The organism is Acinetobacter sp. Marseille-Q1623 (assembly GCF_902809895.1).
Taxonomy (GTDB): Bacteria; Pseudomonadota; Gammaproteobacteria; order Pseudomonadales; family Moraxellaceae; genus Acinetobacter; species Acinetobacter piscicola_A.
Map to the genome: position 1 here is coordinate 2,389,995 of NZ_CADDWG010000001.1, position 17,948 is coordinate 2,407,942.

At 39.0% G+C, this 17,948-nt stretch carries 16 protein-coding genes, 1 pseudogene and 1 riboswitch; of the genes and pseudogenes, 10 read left to right on the forward strand and 7 right to left on the reverse strand.

The features are described from left to right. Positions 1 to 33: 33 nt before the first annotated feature. Positions 34 to 1,186 (reverse strand): annotated as a pseudogene (locus HUV91_RS11430) (sensor histidine kinase). On the opposite strand from HUV91_RS11430, the gene argH reads away from it, so the two are divergent. Both argH and HUV91_RS11440 read left to right on the forward strand, forming a co-directional pair. Then, entirely contained in the window at positions 1,177 to 2,607 is a 1,431-nt protein-coding gene (argH, locus tag HUV91_RS11435) for an argininosuccinate lyase (protein ID WP_174493437.1), read from the forward strand. The pseudogene HUV91_RS11430 and the gene argH overlap by 10 nt on opposite strands. A 39-nt stretch (positions 2,608 to 2,646) precedes the next feature. After that, complete coding sequence (locus HUV91_RS11440) at positions 2,647 to 2,916, forward strand: oxidative damage protection protein (RefSeq protein WP_068972953.1); 270 nt, start codon at positions 2,647 to 2,649, stop codon at positions 2,914 to 2,916. Positions 2,917 to 3,529: 613 nt separating this feature from the next. On the opposite strand, the gene phoU is transcribed toward HUV91_RS11440, so the two are convergent. Beyond that, the gene (gene phoU / locus HUV91_RS11445; RefSeq protein WP_130074509.1) at positions 3,530 to 4,252 is read right to left on the reverse strand and encodes a phosphate signaling complex protein PhoU; all 723 of its coding nucleotides are present in this window, start codon (positions 4,250 to 4,252) and stop codon (positions 3,530 to 3,532) included. 383 nt (positions 4,253 to 4,635) lie between these two features. Between phoU and HUV91_RS11450 the strand changes: the two genes are divergently transcribed. The 8 genes from HUV91_RS11450 (at position 4,636) to HUV91_RS11485 (ending at position 12,532) form a co-directional block, all read left to right on the forward strand. Then, positions 4,636 to 5,718 carry a hypothetical protein gene (locus HUV91_RS11450; RefSeq protein ID WP_174493438.1) on the forward strand — a complete coding sequence of 361 codons (1,083 nt, stop codon included), beginning with the start codon at positions 4,636 to 4,638 and terminating at the stop codon, positions 5,716 to 5,718. Between the two features lie 124 nt (positions 5,719 to 5,842). After that, complete coding sequence (locus tag HUV91_RS11455; protein ID WP_174493439.1) at positions 5,843 to 6,856, forward strand: hypothetical protein; 1,014 nt, start codon at positions 5,843 to 5,845, stop codon at positions 6,854 to 6,856. A gap of 52 nt (positions 6,857 to 6,908) precedes the next feature. Continuing rightward, positions 6,909 to 7,018: riboswitch (TPP riboswitch) on the forward strand. Positions 7,019 to 7,160: 142 nt separating this feature from the next. Beyond that, the gene (gene thiC / locus HUV91_RS11460; protein ID WP_174493440.1) at positions 7,161 to 9,056 is read left to right on the forward strand and encodes a phosphomethylpyrimidine synthase ThiC; all 1,896 of its coding nucleotides are present in this window, start codon (positions 7,161 to 7,163) and stop codon (positions 9,054 to 9,056) included. Between the two features lie 78 nt (positions 9,057 to 9,134). Beyond that, the gene (locus HUV91_RS11465; protein WP_130074505.1) at positions 9,135 to 9,755 is read left to right on the forward strand and encodes an NUDIX domain-containing protein; all 621 of its coding nucleotides are present in this window, start codon (positions 9,135 to 9,137) and stop codon (positions 9,753 to 9,755) included. 10 nt (positions 9,756 to 9,765) lie between these two features. Continuing rightward, entirely contained in the window at positions 9,766 to 10,575 is an 810-nt protein-coding gene (gene cpdA, locus HUV91_RS11470) for a 3',5'-cyclic-AMP phosphodiesterase (RefSeq protein ID WP_130074504.1), read from the forward strand. Positions 10,576 to 10,783: 208 nt separating this feature from the next. Continuing rightward, positions 10,784 to 11,311, forward strand: coding sequence for an RNA polymerase-binding protein DksA (dksA, locus tag HUV91_RS11475; protein WP_130074503.1), 528 nt, complete (start codon positions 10,784 to 10,786; stop codon positions 11,309 to 11,311). A 2-nt stretch (positions 11,312 to 11,313) separates the two neighbouring features. Beyond that, entirely contained in the window at positions 11,314 to 12,234 is a 921-nt protein-coding gene (gene gluQRS, locus HUV91_RS11480; protein ID WP_174493441.1) for a tRNA glutamyl-Q(34) synthetase GluQRS, read from the forward strand. Between the two features lie 76 nt (positions 12,235 to 12,310). Beyond that, positions 12,311 to 12,532 carry a zinc-ribbon domain-containing protein gene (locus HUV91_RS11485; protein WP_130074501.1) on the forward strand — a complete coding sequence of 74 codons (222 nt, stop codon included), beginning with the start codon at positions 12,311 to 12,313 and terminating at the stop codon, positions 12,530 to 12,532. Positions 12,533 to 12,573: 41 nt separating this feature from the next. Here the strand turns inward: HUV91_RS11485 and ftsW are convergent, their stop codons facing one another. The 5 genes from ftsW to HUV91_RS11510 form a co-directional block, all read right to left on the reverse strand. Then, positions 12,574 to 13,797 carry a putative lipid II flippase FtsW gene (gene ftsW / locus HUV91_RS11490; protein WP_174493442.1) on the reverse strand — a complete coding sequence of 408 codons (1,224 nt, stop codon included), beginning with the start codon at positions 13,795 to 13,797 and terminating at the stop codon, positions 12,574 to 12,576. A 22-nt stretch (positions 13,798 to 13,819) separates the two neighbouring features. Next, on the reverse strand, positions 13,820 to 15,166 hold the full coding sequence (murD, locus tag HUV91_RS11495; RefSeq protein ID WP_174493443.1) for a UDP-N-acetylmuramoyl-L-alanine--D-glutamate ligase: 1,347 nt from the start codon (positions 15,164 to 15,166) through the stop codon (positions 13,820 to 13,822). Between the two features lie 356 nt (positions 15,167 to 15,522). Then, complete coding sequence (locus HUV91_RS11500) at positions 15,523 to 15,774, reverse strand: DUF6587 family protein (RefSeq protein WP_174493444.1); 252 nt, start codon at positions 15,772 to 15,774, stop codon at positions 15,523 to 15,525. Positions 15,775 to 15,804: 30 nt separating this feature from the next. Continuing rightward, complete coding sequence (gene feoB / locus HUV91_RS11505) at positions 15,805 to 17,664, reverse strand: ferrous iron transporter B (RefSeq protein WP_174493445.1); 1,860 nt, start codon at positions 17,662 to 17,664, stop codon at positions 15,805 to 15,807. Further along, positions 17,661 to 17,930: a FeoA family protein gene (locus tag HUV91_RS11510; RefSeq protein WP_130074496.1), complete on the reverse strand. Its 270-nt coding sequence runs from the start codon at positions 17,928 to 17,930 to the stop codon at positions 17,661 to 17,663. The genes feoB and HUV91_RS11510 overlap by 4 nt, the downstream gene beginning before the upstream one ends. Between the last annotated feature and the right edge of the window lie 18 nt (positions 17,931 to 17,948).

Sequence of the window (17,948 nt, forward strand, 5' to 3'; positions counted from 1 at the left end):
ATCATTCTTTTAATGTTTTGCTCTGTCATTGTATTACTTATATTGATACTGCATCACTGTAGTAAAACGCTCTTTGCCTGCGATGCTCCGAAATTGAACAGATTCACCAAAATGCGCTTTTAAACGCTGTTTCACATTTTCCAATGCTATGCCATGTCCTTCTCTTGAATTTATTCTATCCTGTATAAATGGGTTAGTAATGACTATAGTGACTTGATTTTGCAATATTTCAACCAATATCCCAATTTTAGCATTGATATGCTTCTGCTCAACACCATGAAAAATACTGTTTTCAATGAGTGGCTGTAATGTGAGTAAAGGTATTTTAACCTGCTTTAATAATTGAGGTTGTTGAATATTCCATTCTACGTTTAAACGATCACCCAAACGAATTTGTTCGATGCTAATGTATTTTTTTGATAATTCAATTTCTTCAGCCAAACTCACCAATTTCAACTCTTGAAAACTCACCCGAAAGAGTTTAGATAAATCTATGAGCATCTGTTCAGCTTTGTCAGGATTAATACTAATCAGACTCACCACACTATTTAAACTATTAAATAGAAAATGCGGGTGAATCCTTGCTTGCATCGCTTGTACACGTGCATTCAATTCACTATTTTGCTGTTTTAACCATTGCCCACGCATATAAATATAACGCAAACAAAATGCGCCCAAGAGCGCCCCATAACTCAGATGTAAAATAATATGTTCAAAAACAATAGCCGCGGTTAAATGCGTTAAAGAAAAGTTCGCTCCCCAATACAGCACACAATTTAAAACAATCGTGGTGATAAAAACAATCAACTCAAGCAAGATAAAACCGAAAATTGCTGCGTTTAAATCGCTCATTTTTTTGAGTTTATCTTGGAAAAAATCAACCCAAGCCGTAAATGCCAATAAAATCCAATTGATATATAAAACATATTGAATCACATGACTAAATTGTAAATCTGACCATGCTTGCGCCTCCGCCAAAGCCAAGACAAGTGCCAGGACATTACTGCCAATAAACAGCTCAATAAAATATTGCCATTGGCTAATTTTGCTAAAAAAATGTGGACGATTTTGAGCATTTTGCATATTTAAACCAGATTCATGTTACTGCGCTGCGGAAAGTAAGCTTGAATTTGCTATACTATTTTCCAGTTCTATTGCTTTTTTAAATGAGCCGACATGACCACATCTTCTAATTCCTCAAATCCGTCACAAGCCCAAACTTCGGGTATGTGGGGCGGTCGTTTTTCTGAAGCAACTGATGCTTTTGTTGCTGAATTTACAGCATCTGTTCAATTTGACCAACGCTTTTATAAACAAGATATTGCTGGTTCTATTGCGCATGCAACCATGCTTGCAAAAGTAGGTGTTTTAACAGAACAAGAACGTAACGACATTATCAATGGTTTAAACACCATTAAAGCTGAGATTGAAGCAGGTCAATTTGAATGGCGCATCGACCTTGAAGATGTGCATATGAATATCGAGTCACGCTTGACTCAACGTATTGGTATTACTGGTAAAAAACTTCATACTGGACGTAGCCGTAATGACCAAGTTGCAACTGACATCCGTTTATATGTACGTGATGAAATTGATGCCATTTTACAATTACTTGAAAAATTACAAAAAGGTATTTTAGGTTTAGCTGCTCAAAACACCAACACCATTATGCCGGGCTTTACCCATTTACAAACAGCACAGCCTGTAACCTTTGGTCATCATTTGATGGCGTGGTTCGAGATGCTCGTTCGTGACTCTGAGCGTCTTATTGACTGCCGTAAACGTGTCAATCGTTTACCTTTAGGTTCTGCAGCACTTGCAGGAACAACCTATCCAATCGAGCGTGCCTATACGGCTGAACTTTTAGGTTTTGAAGCAGTATGTGAAAACTCACTTGATGCTGTATCTGACCGTGACTTTGGTATTGAATTTAATGCTGCCGCATCACTCATCATGATGCATTTGTCGCGTATGTCTGAAGAAATGATCCTTTGGACATCTGCACAGTTTAAATTTGTCAATATTCCTGACCGTTTCTGTACAGGTTCATCGATCATGCCACAGAAGAAAAACCCAGATGTACCTGAGTTGATCCGTGGTAAAACGGGTCGTGTTTATGGCGACTTGATGAGTCTTTTGACCCTTATGAAAGGCCAACCGTTGGCATACAACAAAGACAACCAAGAAGACAAAGAACCATTGTTTGATGCAATTGATACAGTGCGTGGTTCATTGATGGCATTTGCTGACATGATTCCTGCATTAGTACCGAACATTGAAATCATGCGTGAAGCGGCGCTTCGTGGCTTCTCAACTGCTACAGATTTGGCTGATTACCTCGTTAAAAATGGCGTTGCGTTCCGTGACGCACATGAAATTGTCGGTAAAGCGGTGGCGTTAGGCGTGCAAGAAGGCAAAGACTTGTCTGAACTCACACTTGAGCAACTACAACAATTCTCTGACTTGATTCAAGCAGATGTATTTGAAAAAGCGCTTACCCTTGAAGCATCAGTCAATGCCCGTAATCACATTGGTGGTACTGCACCTGCTCAAGTTGAAGCTGCCATTCAACGTGCTTATACACGTTTGGAAAAACTATACGCTTAATTTTTTTAAGTTTAACTTTAGGTCAATTGGAGTATTGATATGTCTCGACAAGTATTTTGCCGTAAATATCAAAAAGAAATGGACGCTTTAGACTTTGCACCTTTTCCTGGTGCAAAGGGTCAAGAACTATTTGACACTATCTCGAAGCAAGCTTGGCAAGAATGGTTAAAACACCAAACCACGTTAATCAATGAAAAACGTTTAAATGTGTTTGAACCTGATGCGAAAAAGTTTCTCGAAGAACAACGTGAAAAATTCTTTAACAATGATGAATCATTGGAAAAAGCTGAAGGGTTAAAACCTGAGTAAAAAACACTGCTTTCTTTACATTCAAGACAAGAATGAAGTCCACATAGACTTTAATATGAAAGAATCTCCATATTTGGGGATTCTTTTTTATGTTCCGTCTTATGTTTTGCAAAATCATTTTCAAACAGGTAAATAAATTTTAATTTAAGAACAAACTCAATCGCATTGATAATCTTTTATCATCAAATTAAGCCATGCCATAAAAAATTGACTGAGAGATCAATAATATACTTATTTTGGATAAAATAAAGCTCAGATATTTCAGCGAATTTTACAAAAAAATGATTATAAAACATACCCACGGAGTCAATTTAGGATTTTTAATTACACGCTGAAATGCAATTTTACATTCAACACACAGGAGTCATCATGACTGTTGCAGTTTTTTTTTATACTATAATCACATCAGCTAATGAAACATTGTTCCCCCAAGACAATCCATTAGATAAATATTCTCCAGAATATTTCTGTTTTCTTTCCTAGATTTTCCCCCAAAAATCTAGGAATTTTTTTGTCTCAATTTTTTCAAATACACTATCACAACATTATTTTTAACATAAAAAAGCCCTAACTTTCGCTAAGGCTCTTGTAAAAATATCAAAATTTAAACGGCTTATTTACCTTGTACTTTTTCTTCAATTTCTTCAATTTTAGTATGACGCACATCAAAGCCTTTTGCGATATAAATGACTTGTTCTGAAATATTACGCGCATGATCCCCAATACGTTCAAGTGAACGTAAAACCCACATGACATTGATCACACGACTAATATGACGGGGATCTTCAATCATATAAGTCATCAAGGTACGTGTAGCTGATTGATACTCACGATCGATATCTGCATCCGCCAACAAGACTTTTAAAGCTTGCTCTGCATCAATACGTGCAAATGCATCCAATGCATCATGAATCATCACACGCACTTGGTTACCGATATGACGGGTTTCCATATAACCACGTGGTGACTGACCTTCTTCACATAGAGTTTGTGCAATCCGAGCAATTTTAGCAGCTTCATCACCAATACGTTCTAAATCAGTATTGGCTTTACTCATGGCAATCACCATACGTAAATCAATTGCAGCAGGATGACGGCGCGCCAAAATGAGTGTCAAAGCTTCATCAATTTCACGTTCAAATTGATTGACTGCATTATCTTGAAATTGTACATCAATGGCTAAATTCGCATTGGTATCTAATAATGCATGAATTGCATTTGCCACTTGCTGTTCAACCAATCCCCCCATTGTCATAAACTTAGTATTTACACCTTGTAAATCTTCATTAAATTGTGAAGAAATGTGATGCCCTAAGGCAGGATTATTGAGACTCAAGGTGCTTACTCCACAACAAGTAAAATGACATGAATGAAATTGGCGTATTTAAACATACCTATTATGAAGTTTTGATGACAAATTTAAAATATTGAGCATCATTGCAACATAGTAAATTCCATATATTTCAGACTAAAATGTCATAAAATACTTAGGGTTTAGCATGTCTTTCAAAGTACCAATCATAAAGTAATGTTTAATGGTATCTTACAATGAAGTCATCTAAAAACTGCTATTGTCAAAATACAGCCTTTATGCGCTAAAAGATGTAAATAATTAACGTATTCGCTGCACAAAACTACAAAATATTGCATTCTTTCAGCCTAATTTAGATGAAAATAGCTTCTATCAAATCTCCCTACTGTTCTGTTTTTCATGATCAAATGAATTTTAATTGCTCACTTAAACCTCTAAAGTCATTGAGTATTGTATTCAGCCTGTGTGCTGTACTTTCAGCATGCCAAAAACCTGAACCCGAAATGGCAGTTGAAACCAAAGAAGCACCTAAATCAGAAAAAGTACAACCTGATTTGACATTAATTTGTGAAAATTTAAAAAAAGAAATGTTGGCAATGAATGCTCAGCGTACCGCTTTAGCGATTGAGCAAGTCAATCAAGATATTCGTTTATGTTTACCTTTAATGGCATGGGACGAGCAAAAAGAGTTAATTGATTTGTCCAACCAAATGTATAAGCAATTTTTAAAAATTGAACGTACCGCTACCCAGCAACTTGCCTTTGAAAGTTATGCATTGGGTAAATCAGACTACCCAACCATTCAACAAAATCATTTCGAACAATTAAATATTCGAGATCAATATTTAATTCGGCATCAAGGACAAGCCTATATTGAATTGGTTGACCAAGGTCCAAAACAAATTTTTTATCGCCGTAACCCACAATATTTAGCGAAGGTCTTTGCACCTTATTTACCAGAAGCAGAACGTGTTTTTATTGAACATTTAGCAGAACAAAATGGTCAGCTCTTATTGCAAAATCAAAAGCTGAATATTACGCCAAATGAAATTGTTCAACGGGCTATTTTTTGGGAAAGTTATATTCAAAGTTATCCCAAAAGTCATTATTTAAAAGATGCACAATATTTAGCTCAAACTTATCAGGCTTTATTATTCAAGGGCTTAGAAACATCTCCTGTTTCAGAGCAGTATATTGACGCGAGTGACATTTCAGCATCGGTTTGGTTGGAAATAGAAGCGTTATCGCAACAAAATGACAGTACTTTAGCCAAGCAGGCGCATAAATTCGTTGAATACATCAACATGACACCTGAACAACGCTTAGAGAAAATTGTGTTGCCAGCCTCCCAGTACAATCAAGTCAAAAATGATCCTCATCAATTGGCTGTGGCACAGCTCAATCAGTTTTTAAATTTAAAAAATGTGAGTGTAACGCCGAAAAGTCGTGATTGTTTTAATGATTCTATTTGTATGTCACCAGATAACTAACTGATCTATATTTTGTTAAGCAAAAATGTTCTTCATTCATCTGATTTTAGGTATGCTCATCAAATCGGTCTTTACAACCGACTTCCGTTTTTAAATTCATAGATTTAACAATAAAGCCAACTTCATGAAAAAAATAGTTTCTTCCCTGCTCTGTTGTATGACGCTCAGTGCTTGTCAGCAAAAAAATCAGGCAACAGAACAACCTGACATAACACAAGAAAAAGTACAGCACATATTAACAACTGTGGATTGTTTTTCTGACACCAAAGCAATTCTGTCTCAAATTGATCAAAAAAGTTCGATTCAACAACTTGCAGTGACCAATAGCACACTGAAAAAATGTATAAAAAACCTCAACCATACACAAATTTATCAACTGCTTGAAAGCACAAATTTGATGTATCAGCGTTTTTTAACAACATCTTCAGGGGATGAATCGATGCAAGGGCTAAATACCTATGGTTATGCTCTATTTTACCCTGACAATGCAAAAGATTTAGGACAGGGAGATGCTGCAACGATCAAGAAAAATTTACCACAGCGCGATCAATATTTAATGGATCAAGTGGGTAAACAATACATTCAATTTCTAGATGTAGGTGAAGGTTATTTTGAACTTAAACAACATCCGCAATATACAGTAGATATGTTTGCTGCTTACTTACCTCAAGCCGAAGCGGTTTTTATACAACGCATGGCAAAGGACAATGCCGATATTTTATATTCAGATGCAGCCATTGCGATTTCAGGTCAGGCTCTTGCTGAACGTGCATTATTTTGGGAAAACTATATCAAACAATATCCACAGAGTAGGTATATTAAAGATGCTGAATTATTATTGAATGAGTATCAGTATTTGATCTTTATCGGCTCAGAGAATTCACCTGCATTTAGCTTTTCTAAGCATCATTTCACCCTTCAGCCTGAAACCCAACAAGCCCTCGATTGGCTAAGTAGACAACCTGATACACCGCTCGTGCTCAGTGCACAATTTTATGCTGAAGCATTGGCCGAGCCAGCAACAACATTAAGTGACGAACAACAAGCATATGATTTTGTAAAACAATACATGAACTTAAAACCACGCAATGATCGCCGTGATTGTCATCAGTATGCTTTATGCAATGACACCCCTTAACCATGCCATTAAATCTAGATGTTTTTTTCGACATGTCATGTTAGTATCGTGGCATCGCTTGACGGAGCGCGAGTATGCCCTCGCTGAGATCATCTAATGAAGATGAGTACCGTTGAACCTGATCAGGTTAAAACCTGCGTAGGAATCAAGCCCACCTAAAAACTGCAGCCTAAAGTTGCGCTATTTTTGTAGAAATACCTGAATTTACAGACATAAATGTAAATGATAGCCAGAAAATAGATGTCACTGCCCCCTGTTTTTGGTCGTGCTTGATTCGTTGATGTCATTCATAAGGATCATTGCAATGAACCAATTAACGAATCTATCCCCTGTCGATCAACTTGCACAACATGAGCAAGAAGCTAAAGATCTGACTCGTATTTTACCTGCATCTAAAAAAGTCTATATCCAAGGTTCACGTCCTGACATCCAAGTCCCAATGCGTGAAATTGAACTGACCGATACGCCAACAGGCTTAGGCGGTGAAAAAAATCCACCCATCATGGTCTATGACACTTCAGGCGTGTATACCGACCCAAATGTACAGATTGACCTGAACAAAGGTTTACCCAATGTTCGCGAAACATGGATTGAGGAACGTGCAGATACAGAACGCCTCGACACCTTAACTTCAAAATTTGGACAGGAACGTTTAAAAGATATTCGTACTGCAGACATTCGCTTTGCGCATATTCAAAAACCTCGTCGCGCTAAAGCAGGCAAAAATGTCTCTCAAATGCACTATGCCAAACAAGGCATTATTACTCCTGAAATGGAATATATCGCGATTCGTGAAAATCAGCGTCAGCGTGAAGGCGTAGATATGCGTCAACATGCAGGACAAAATTTTGGCGCACGTAACCTGATGGAAATTACCCCTGAATTTGTGCGTAAAGAAGTTGCGGAAGGTCGTGCCATTATTCCAGCCAATATTAACCACCCTGAATGCGAACCCATGATTATTGGTCGTAATTTCTTGGTGAAAATTAATGCCAACATCGGTAACTCAGCACTTGGCTCATCAATTGATGAAGAAGTATCGAAAATGACATGGGCAACGCGTTGGGGTGCAGACACCATCATGGATTTGTCGACGGGAAAAAATATTCACGAGACCCGTGAATGGATTATCCGTAATTCACCTGTACCGATTGGCACAGTACCGATTTACCAAGCTTTAGAAAAAGTCGATGGTGTAGCAGAAGACCTGACTTGGGAAATTTTCAAAGACACGCTGATTGAACAAGCTGAACAAGGTGTGGACTACTTTACTATTCATGCAGGCGTACTCTTACGCTATGTACCGATGACTGCGAATCGCTTAACAGGCATCGTGTCACGTGGCGGTTCAATCATGGCACAGTGGTGTCTCGCACATCACCAAGAGAACTTCCTCTACACCCATTTCGATGACATTTGTGAAATCATGAAAGCCTATGATGTGTCATTCAGTCTAGGAGACGGTTTACGCCCAGGATGTATTCAAGATGCCAATGACGAAGCACAATTCTCAGAATTGCGTACTTTAGGTGAACTCACTCATCGCGCATGGCAACATGATGTTCAGGTCATGATTGAAGGTCCGGGACATGTGCCGATGCACATGATCAAGGAAAATATGGACTTACAACTCGAAGTATGTAAGGAAGCGCCATTTTATACGCTTGGTCCTTTAACTACGGATATCGCACCAGGTTATGACCATATCACTTCAGCCATTGGAGCAGCCATGATTGGATGGTATGGCACGGCAATGCTTTGTTATGTCACACCAAAGGAACATCTTGGTTTACCCAATAAGAAAGATGTCAAAGATGGCATCATCACTTATAAAATTGCGGCACACGCTGCCGACCTTGCCAAAGGCCATCCGGGTGCGCAAGTCCGTGACAATGCTTTGTCTAAAGCTCGTTTTGAGTTCCGATGGGAAGATCAATTTAACTTAAGTTTAGACCCTGATACGGCTCGCTCTATGCATGATGAAACCATGCCTAAAGAAGCGCACAAATCAGCGCACTTCTGTTCAATGTGTGGTCCAAAATTCTGTTCAATGAAAATTACGCAAAATGTGCGTGATTATGCACAAAATCAAGATAAAGTTGAGCAAAATACTCAAGTGAATCCTGATGTTGAAGCAGGTCTCGCTGCCATGAAAACCGCTTATCAGGAACATGGACAAAAGTTGTACCATAAAGTTTAAAGCTTTAAAAAATGATTTGTCTTTAATCAATTCTCCGTTAGGATGGAACGACTACGTTTCATCCTAATTTTTTCATACATGAATATTATCCAACGTGCGACTTATTCTCATCAAGATGTTGAAATACAATCTCGTGACATATTGTATTCAGGTTTTATACGTGTCGAAAAAGTTAGTTTAAGACATCGCTTATTTCAAAAAAATACCTATACACCGACGATTCAAAGAGAGCTCATTCAACGTAAAGAAGCTGCGGGTGTACTGATTTATAACGATCAACAACAAAAATTTGCCTTAATTGAACAGTTTCGTATTGGGGCAATGGACGATATTGTTTCACCTTGGCAACTGGAAATTATTGCAGGGGTACTTGATGCTGATGAATCCCCTGAAAGTTGCATTCGTAGAGAAAGTCTAGAAGAGTCAGGCTGTGAACTCAGTCAACTACACCATATCTTTAGTTTTTACCCATCCGCAGGCGCATGTAATGAAATTTTCCATCTTTATACTGCCCAAGCAGAACTGCCTGAGACAGGTGGTATTTTTGGTGTCGCAGATGAAGGGGAAAATATTCAACTGCATATTTTAGATTATGCTGTTTTGGATGAGCTTTTGACGGGAAGTCGTCTGTGTAATGCGCCGATTATTATCGCATTACAATGGTTAAAACAACACATTTCATCGTTGAATACGTTATAGAGGGATCGACATGTCCACATATCAGATCAACTCGAAAAATCGTGAGCCTGTTATTATTCAGATCTCAGATACACATTTGATGACTGACCCCAATGAGCATTTTATTGGTATTTCACCCGAACAAAATTTTCATGCTGTGATTGCACAAATCTTACAAGAACATCCACATATCGATGCGATTGTACATACAGGTGATTTAGCTCAGCAAGCCACGACTGAAACCTATCAACGCTATCAAGCGTATATGCAAAGCTTAGGCATTCCTTTTTTCCAAATTCCAGGAAATCATGATGACCTCAACTTATTTCCTTTTTTAATGCCTCTTCCTGAACCTGCATGTGTAGAAATAGGCGATTGGTGCTTTATTTTGCTCAATAGTGCAGTTCCCAAACAAGTGGATGGTTGGATTCAGACTGAACAACTGCTTCACTTAACGCACTTGCTGCAACAAACTCAAGATAAATTTGTGATTTTAGCCTGTCATCATCATCCTTTTGAGATGCATTCACAGTGGATTGATCAGCACAAACTTAAAAATACCGATCAACTTACCACGTTGTTGTCACAATTTACCCATATTAAAGCAGTATTGTTTGGGCATGTTCATCAGGAGTCGATTCATGTGTGGAACAATATCCAGTTTTTATCGACACCTGCGACCTGTGCACAGTTTAAGCCTTTAAGTGAAAATTTTGCCTTAGATGAGGCAGCACCTGGTTACCGTTATTTACATTTAAAATCTGATGGGCAATTTGAAAGCGCTATATTTCGCTTAAAAGATTATAATCAAACAATAAATAACGAAATTTCAGGTTATTAACTTTTCATTTTGCTATTTTTGCTTTAAGTTATTCCACCTCAAATGGAGTTTGAGTTCGAAATAGCAAGCTTGACTGCTTTCATCTTAGTGAAAAAGTCTATATGATGACGACCCCCGATAGCAGCATTCTATCGGTAGCGATAAAAATACTTGCATATCACCATATTTTTTACGTATAACCATACGTATATGATGAGGAATGCCCTTTATGGCGAATGACAACCAAAACCAAGTCTTGGACGAACAAACCGATGTTTTGGACGACAAGTCTGTAAAACGTGTACGTAAAACCAAGCCCAAAGCGACTGAAGGCGGGAGCACTGCAAGTCTTTTTGGTATTGAGCCTTATCAGCCTAAGAAAAATGAAGAATATATGTCTGAAGGGCAACTTGAGCATTTCCGCAGTATTTTACTTGCATGGAAAGCTGAGTTAATGTCTGAAGTAGACCGTACTTTAAATACCATGCAAGATGAGTCTTCTTCTTTACCTGACGTCAATGACCGTGCAACACAAGAAGAAGAATTTGCTATTGAACTGCGTACCCGTGACCGTGAGCGTAAATTGATTCGTAAAATTGAGCAATCAATTGAAGCGATTAAAAATGATGATTATGGTTTCTGTGAAACTTGTGGGATCGAAATTGGTTTACGTCGTTTAGAAGCACGTCCAACTGCGACTTTATGTATCGACTGTAAAACACTTGCAGAAATCAAAGAGAAGCAGAATAACGGTTAATTATGCTATTCAATAATCCTCCCCTAACCCCTCCTTTAAAAAAGGAGGCGGATAATAGGATGGCTTATGTGGGTCGGTTTGCGCCATCGCCAACCGGCCCTTTGCATTTTGGGTCACTCATTACCGCAGTTGCGAGTTACTGCGATGCCAAAGCACACCATGGTCAGTGGATCGTCCGTATTGAAGATACAGATATTCCACGGATCTATCCCAACAGTGAACAACATATTCTGCAATGCTTAGACGCTTTTGAATTTGAGTCTGATGTAAAGATCATTTATCAAAAAGATCGTCTAGATATTTATGAAGCCGTCATTGAGCAACTGAAACAAAAAAATCTAGTTTATGCCTGTGAATGTACTCGCAAAATGTTGGGTTCCAATCATATTTATGCAGGCACTTGTCGAGAAAAAGGTTTAGCTTTCCAAGATCAAGCCATTCGGATCAAAGTTTCAGATTCAATCATTTGTTTTACAGATCACTTACAAGGTCAGCATTGTTCAAATCTTCAAAAGGATTTAGGTGATTTTGTTTTAAAACGTCGTGATGGCATCATTAATTACCAACTCGCCGTAGTCGTCGATGATTATTTGCAAGGTGTCACCCATGTGGTACGTGGTGCCGACCTTTTAGATAATACTGAACGGCAAATCTGGCTAGGACAATGTCTTGGCTATCCGCCATTACAATACCTGCATCTGCCTTTAGCAATGAATGATCAAGGGCAAAAACTGTCTAAGCAAAATTTAGCCCAAGCACTCGATATTCAGCAAGCACCACAACTCCTACAACAGGCAATTTCTGCCTTAGGTCAATTACCTGTAGATCTAGACCAACCCCATAAAATGCTCGCTCAAGCAAGCGCACAATGGGATGTGCAACGTATTCCGAAAGGTACTGAGATTCAAGGCATTTTCAAATAAAATAACAATGCTCGTTTTTTAAACAAAAAATCGTTATATTGAAGTCATTATTCTGCTTATTTACTTGAGGTGCATGATGTTCTTTATCTTTGGAATCTCGCCCAAAACCATCAAAACCGATCAAGGACAATTTATCTGTCCCGTGTGTAAGATACATACTAGTTATGAAATACAGACTCAACGCAGCTATTTTTCATTATTTTTTATTCGAATTTTTCCTGTGTCCAAGCCCAAACAAAGCGCATTAGTGTGTCAAAATTGTGGTACGCATATGCCAAAAATGGTGCTAGAACATTAATTCATAGCACCATTTTTTAATCTAACCACACAAAATCAAATTTAAAAACTCGATTCTTCTTTGCTTGGATTGGTCACTCGGGTTGTGGCATCAATTTTCAAAATCAAACTGATCATGACCGCACACATGATGAGTGATGAACCACCATAACTAATAAAGGGTAACGTTAAACCTTTGGTTGGCAACATCCCCATATTCATCCCTGCATTCACCAAAATCTGTAACAAGAAAATAATACTAATACCATATGCCAAATAACCTGCGCGTAAGTATTGATGTTTCAAGGCACGATGTGCGATGCGAATACAGCAAAACAGCATACCAAAAGACAAAATTAAAACAGTCGAAATGCCAAAGAACCCAAATTCTTCACCTAAAATCGCCAACATAAAGTCAGTATGTGCTTCAGGCAAATATGACATTTTTTGGATACTGTGTCCTAAACCTACACCCGTCCATTCACCACGACCAAATGCCATCAAAGCATTAGACAATTGATAACCTGTACCTAATGGGTCTGCCCAAGGATTTGAGAATGACATCAGACGGTCGTAACGATAAGGCTCAAAAATAATCAAGAAGATAAATGCGGCAATAATTGCCCCAAATGCAATCCCGAACTGAATGGCTGGAGCACCTGCAAGAAAGAAAATTCCCAGCATTGAAGCAACAATCACCACTGTTGCCCCTAAGTCAGGCTCAAGTAGAATCAACAATACGGTCAGCCCCATCACCACCGCCAATCGCCCAAGCCCTTTCCAGCTCTTCAAGACAAAGAAACCTGACCAACCGTATTTCACCTCAGTCGAACGGCGCACCACATAATCGGCAGTGAAAATAATCATCACGACTTTAGCAACTTCCGTTGCCTGTAGGGTAAACCCTGCAATCCGAATCCAACGTGTCGAACCGTTGACCTCTGTCCCGACCACAAGGACTGCAGCAAGCAAAAGAATGGTAATAAACCACAGTAAAAAAGTGTTTTTAAACCATACATTTAAACTAATACGATAGGTAATCGTTGCTGCAATCGCCGCCACTACAATCGAAATTGCATGACGAATCACATAATGAAATGGGGCTTCATGCATACGCTCTGCATAAGGCATAGATGCCGAAGCCACCATTACGGTGCCAAGACACAACAGTGAAATGACACAAAAAATAAGTAAATTACGTGGTGTGATTTCCGCAGGAAGCTTTGGAATCCAACGCTCACATACCGCTATAATTTTATTGACTGTTGTCTGAGCTAACCCAGCCATACTGTTATCCTTATGATTCTTTTTAGTTTAGTGCATTTACATAGTCTACAAAGCGATGACCACGCTCAGGATAGCCTGTAAACATATCAAAACTTGCACATGCGGGTGAAAGTAAAACGACATCGTTTGCACGGGTATTTTGCTGGCACAATTCTACCGCTTCTTGTAAAGACTCGGCGTGTAGAAGTGTTGTAGTTCCTTCAATGGCTTTTTCAATAATAGGACGATCCTCACCGATCAGCACCGCAACTTTGGCATATTTTGTTAAAGATTCACGTAATGCAGTAAAGTCTTGTCCTTTGCCTTGACCACCTAAAATGATGGCAACTTTGCCACCTTTCGCCTCAATTGCCGCACCTAAACCATCAATTGCTGCCAAAGTTGCCCCAATATTGGTGCCTTTGGAGTCGTTATAATAACGTACAGCATTGACCTCTTTAACAAACTCACAACGATGCTCTAAGCCTTTAAAGGTTTTTAAGGTTGCTAACATTTTATCTAAAGCTAAACCAATCGCTTCACCCAATGCTAAACAGGCCAAAGCATTGGCTACATTATGCGTCCCCTGAATATACATCTCTGCACTATTCAATAAACGCTCACGACCACGTGCCAACCACATGGTGCCATCATCATCACGTAAAACACCGTATTGATTTAAATCAGGTGCATTTAAACCAAAGCTTTGCATCGGTGTAACATCAGGGACTAAAGGACGAGTCAATGAATCATCACGGTTAAATACAACTTTTTTAACTCCTTGGAAAATGCGATGTTTTGCTGCGTGATAACCAAACATATCACCATGACGGTCTAAATGGTCTTCACTCATATTCAGCACAACTGCAACCTCAGCATTGAGATTAGAAGTCGTTTCAAGTTGGAAACTTGAGAGTTCTAAAATATAAACATCAGGATCATCATGCGTTAAATCCAATGCAGGACGACCGAGATTGCCACCAACAGCGACTTTCACCCCTGCCTCTTGTGCCATTAAGCCAATTAAAGTGGTTACTGTACTTTTGGCATTTGAGCCAGTAATCGCCACAATGGGTTTATCTGTTGCACGGCGTAAAACCTGAATTTCACTAATGACAGGAATACCTTGCGCAATTGCAGCTTGAATTTCTGGCAGCTTTGGATCAAGCCCTGGGCTAATAATGATTTCTTCGGCTTGTAATAATAAGTCTTGGTCAAAATGCCCAAAACTGGTTTGCACATCGCTTGGAATTTTGTCATGCCCCGGCGGAACTTCACGTGAATCCGTTACTGCAACGCGGTAGCCTTTTTCATATAAAAAATTAACTGCTGAAACACCCGAAATACCTAGACCAGCAACGACTTTTAAGCCACCACGTTGAATTAACATTTTTGTCCCACTCAGAGTAAATTTTGAAACTTGCAAAATGTTAGCACTTTGCAGATTTGAAAGCTTTTTATGTTTTCACTTTATCTATAATTTTTTGTGTCAGTGCGTAAAAAAACTGTCATATTTTATTGAATCAGATCTGTGTAGCATCGATCTGCCTGCATCACAAATCAATATATTTAAATCGCTTTATTTTTTTATTTACTCTGAAGCGCTTTCGGTATAATCGGTGCAATATCTAAATTTAACTCCGTTACAAACTACATCCCAAAATCATTCACTTTATTTTTCATTTGTATTCTCAGCATAAAAAAGCCACCCTAATATGAGAATGGCTTTCGATATATTTTAAGTTTTTATTTCCATTTTACGGCTTGGACTTCAACTTTTTTCTGTGCTGGTGCGTCACTACTTGAACAACCACATCCACCGCCACAGCCTGTAACTATCGCAGGTTGTAACCATTTGGCTAGACCATTCCAACCACGCGATCTACACAACTGAGCCAGTTTTGAAAATACCGAATACGCTGATTTTGGAAAAACCTTTTTAAACACAAAGATCGCACTCCAAATCACCAATGCTGTAATAATCAATAATTCAACCATCTCAAACTCCTTAAGTTTTGTGAGGTCTTATCAACCAAAATAATGAGTTGCAATTTGGTAAGTCAGAAAAGACATTAAATACGCCAAACCAAATAAATAAGCCGTCATGCCTGCAACTGTTTTCCATGAACCTGTTTCACGTTTTACCGTTGCTAAAGTTGCTAGGCAATGCGGTGCATAGATAAACCAAACCAATAAAGATAAACCAGTCGCCAATGACCAACTTAAATCACCTTGGCTGATAATTTGCGATAAACCTTGAGTTACAGCATCTTCATCCGTTGCAGAAAGTGCATAAACTACACCTAAAGATGCAACGAGCACTTCACGTGCTGCCATTGCAGGGATAAGAGCGATACAAATTTGCCAATTAAAGCCCAGTGGTGCAAAAATTGGTTGCATCAAATGCCCTAACATACCTGCAAAAGAATAATCAATCGCAGGCAATGTTCCACCTTCAGGAGGTTGCGGGAACGTACACAAGAACCACAACAAAATCGACAAAGCGAAAATGATCCCACCGACACGTTTTAAGAAAATTTTGGCACGGTCAAGTAAGCCAATCCAAACGCTTTTAAGATCTGGAATACGGTAACTTGGCAGTTCCATCAGCAATGCATGTGCAGATTTATCTTTTTGGAAGAACTTCAATACCGTTGCGACAATCAAGGCACTCACAATACCTGACATATACAAAGCAAATAGCACTAAACCTTGTAAATTTAAAAAGCCCCATACTGTTTGTGATGGAATAAAAGCAGCAATGAGTAAAGCATAGACAGGTAAACGTGCCGAACATGTCATCAGCGGCGCTACAAAAATTGTGGTCAAACGATCTCGTGGATCACTAATGCTTCGTGTCGCCATAATGCCAGGTACAGCACAGGCAAAACTAGACAATAATGGAATAAATGAACGACCACTTAAACCCGCTTTAAACATTAATTTATCTAACAAAAATGCTGCACGCGGTAGATAGCCTGATTCTTCCAAAACCAAAATAAAGAAAAACAAGATCAAAATCTGTGGCAAGAATACGACCACACCACCTGCGCCGGCAATCACACCATCAACCACAAGGCTATTGAGCAATGGCGCTGAGATAAATTGACCGACAAATTCACCTAGCCATGCAAATCCATCTTCAATCAGCGTCATGATGGGTTCTGCCCAAGCAAACACAGCTTGGAAAACCACAAACATCATCAACGCAAGACTTGCTAAGCCCAAGACAGGATGCAAAAAGATTTTATCCAGAAAGTCTGTACGCTTGTCTTCGTGATCAACAAAAATCACCACATCTTTTAGAATCTGTGTGACTTTGTCATGATTTGAACCCGTCAAAATCACATCACTTAATGCAGCATCTGGGATACGGAATTTTTCTTGATCAAGTGCGCTCATCAGGTTTTCAATACCCGCATTACGCACAGCAACAGTTTCAACGACTGGTACACCTAAACGCTGTGCAAGCTTTTCAACATTAATTTGCATACCACGACGGCGCGCTTCATCCATCATGTTCAATACAAGTAGAATCGGTTTGCCTTGTGCAATAATTTCAAGCACTAAACCCAAGTGTAACTTTAAGTTGGTTGCGTCCACCACACACAAAAAAGCATGTTGTTCTTGTTCTTCCGCAATTTTACCCATAACTACATCACGAGTAATTGCTTCATCTGGACTGGTTGCATTTAAGCTATAAGCACCAGGTAAGTCCAATACACGTACAGCTCGCCCTGAAGGTAAAGTAAATGCCCCAACTTTACGTTCAACGGTTACCCCTGCATAGTTGGCAACCTTTTGACGTGTTCCTGTTAAATGATTAAAAAGTGATGTTTTACCGCAGTTAGGATTCCCGACTAAAGCAACTCGTAAAGTTTCGCTCATGCGGAAGCTCCTTGTAGATTTTGATCAATTTCAATACGTGCCGCTTCGATTTTACGCAAGGCAAAACGGGTAAATCCAACCTGAATTAAAATTGGATCGCCACCAAAAATCCCTTTGGTAATCACTTGCACCGTTGTACCAGGCACAAAACCTAAGGTTTCTAAACGACTCGCAACGAGATCGGGTTGACTTGAATTATCGGCTAATGTTCGATTAACTTTAGTAATAATAGCAGTCTGCTTCACTTTCAATTCTGACAAACGCACTGCAACTGATCCTAAAAA

Excerpts from the sequence above, each read along its gene's own strand:
- argH (WP_174493437.1), top strand. The coding sequence starts at position 1,177 with ATGACCACATCTTCTAATTCCTCAAATCCGTCACAAGCCCAAACTTCG.
- HUV91_RS11440 (WP_068972953.1), top strand. The coding sequence starts at position 2,647 with ATGTCTCGACAAGTATTTTGCCGTAAATATCAAAAAGAAATGGACGCT.
- HUV91_RS11450 (WP_174493438.1), top strand. The coding sequence starts at position 4,636 with ATGAATTTTAATTGCTCACTTAAACCTCTAAAGTCATTGAGTATTGTA.
- HUV91_RS11455 (WP_174493439.1), top strand. The coding sequence starts at position 5,843 with ATGAAAAAAATAGTTTCTTCCCTGCTCTGTTGTATGACGCTCAGTGCT.
- thiC (WP_174493440.1), top strand. The coding sequence starts at position 7,161 with ATGAACCAATTAACGAATCTATCCCCTGTCGATCAACTTGCACAACAT.
- HUV91_RS11465 (WP_130074505.1), top strand. The coding sequence starts at position 9,135 with ATGAATATTATCCAACGTGCGACTTATTCTCATCAAGATGTTGAAATA.
- cpdA (WP_130074504.1), top strand. The coding sequence starts at position 9,766 with ATGTCCACATATCAGATCAACTCGAAAAATCGTGAGCCTGTTATTATT.
- dksA (WP_130074503.1), top strand. The coding sequence starts at position 10,784 with ATGGCGAATGACAACCAAAACCAAGTCTTGGACGAACAAACCGATGTT.
- gluQRS (WP_174493441.1), top strand. The coding sequence starts at position 11,314 with ATGCTATTCAATAATCCTCCCCTAACCCCTCCTTTAAAAAAGGAGGCG.
- HUV91_RS11485 (WP_130074501.1), top strand. The coding sequence starts at position 12,311 with ATGTTCTTTATCTTTGGAATCTCGCCCAAAACCATCAAAACCGATCAA.
- ftsW (WP_174493442.1), bottom strand. The coding sequence starts at position 13,797 with ATGGCTGGGTTAGCTCAGACAACAGTCAATAAAATTATAGCGGTATGT.
- murD (WP_174493443.1), bottom strand. The coding sequence starts at position 15,166 with ATGTTAATTCAACGTGGTGGCTTAAAAGTCGTTGCTGGTCTAGGTATT.
- HUV91_RS11500 (WP_174493444.1), bottom strand. The coding sequence starts at position 15,774 with ATGGTTGAATTATTGATTATTACAGCATTGGTGATTTGGAGTGCGATC.
- feoB (WP_174493445.1), bottom strand. The coding sequence starts at position 17,664 with ATGAGCGAAACTTTACGAGTTGCTTTAGTCGGGAATCCTAACTGCGGT.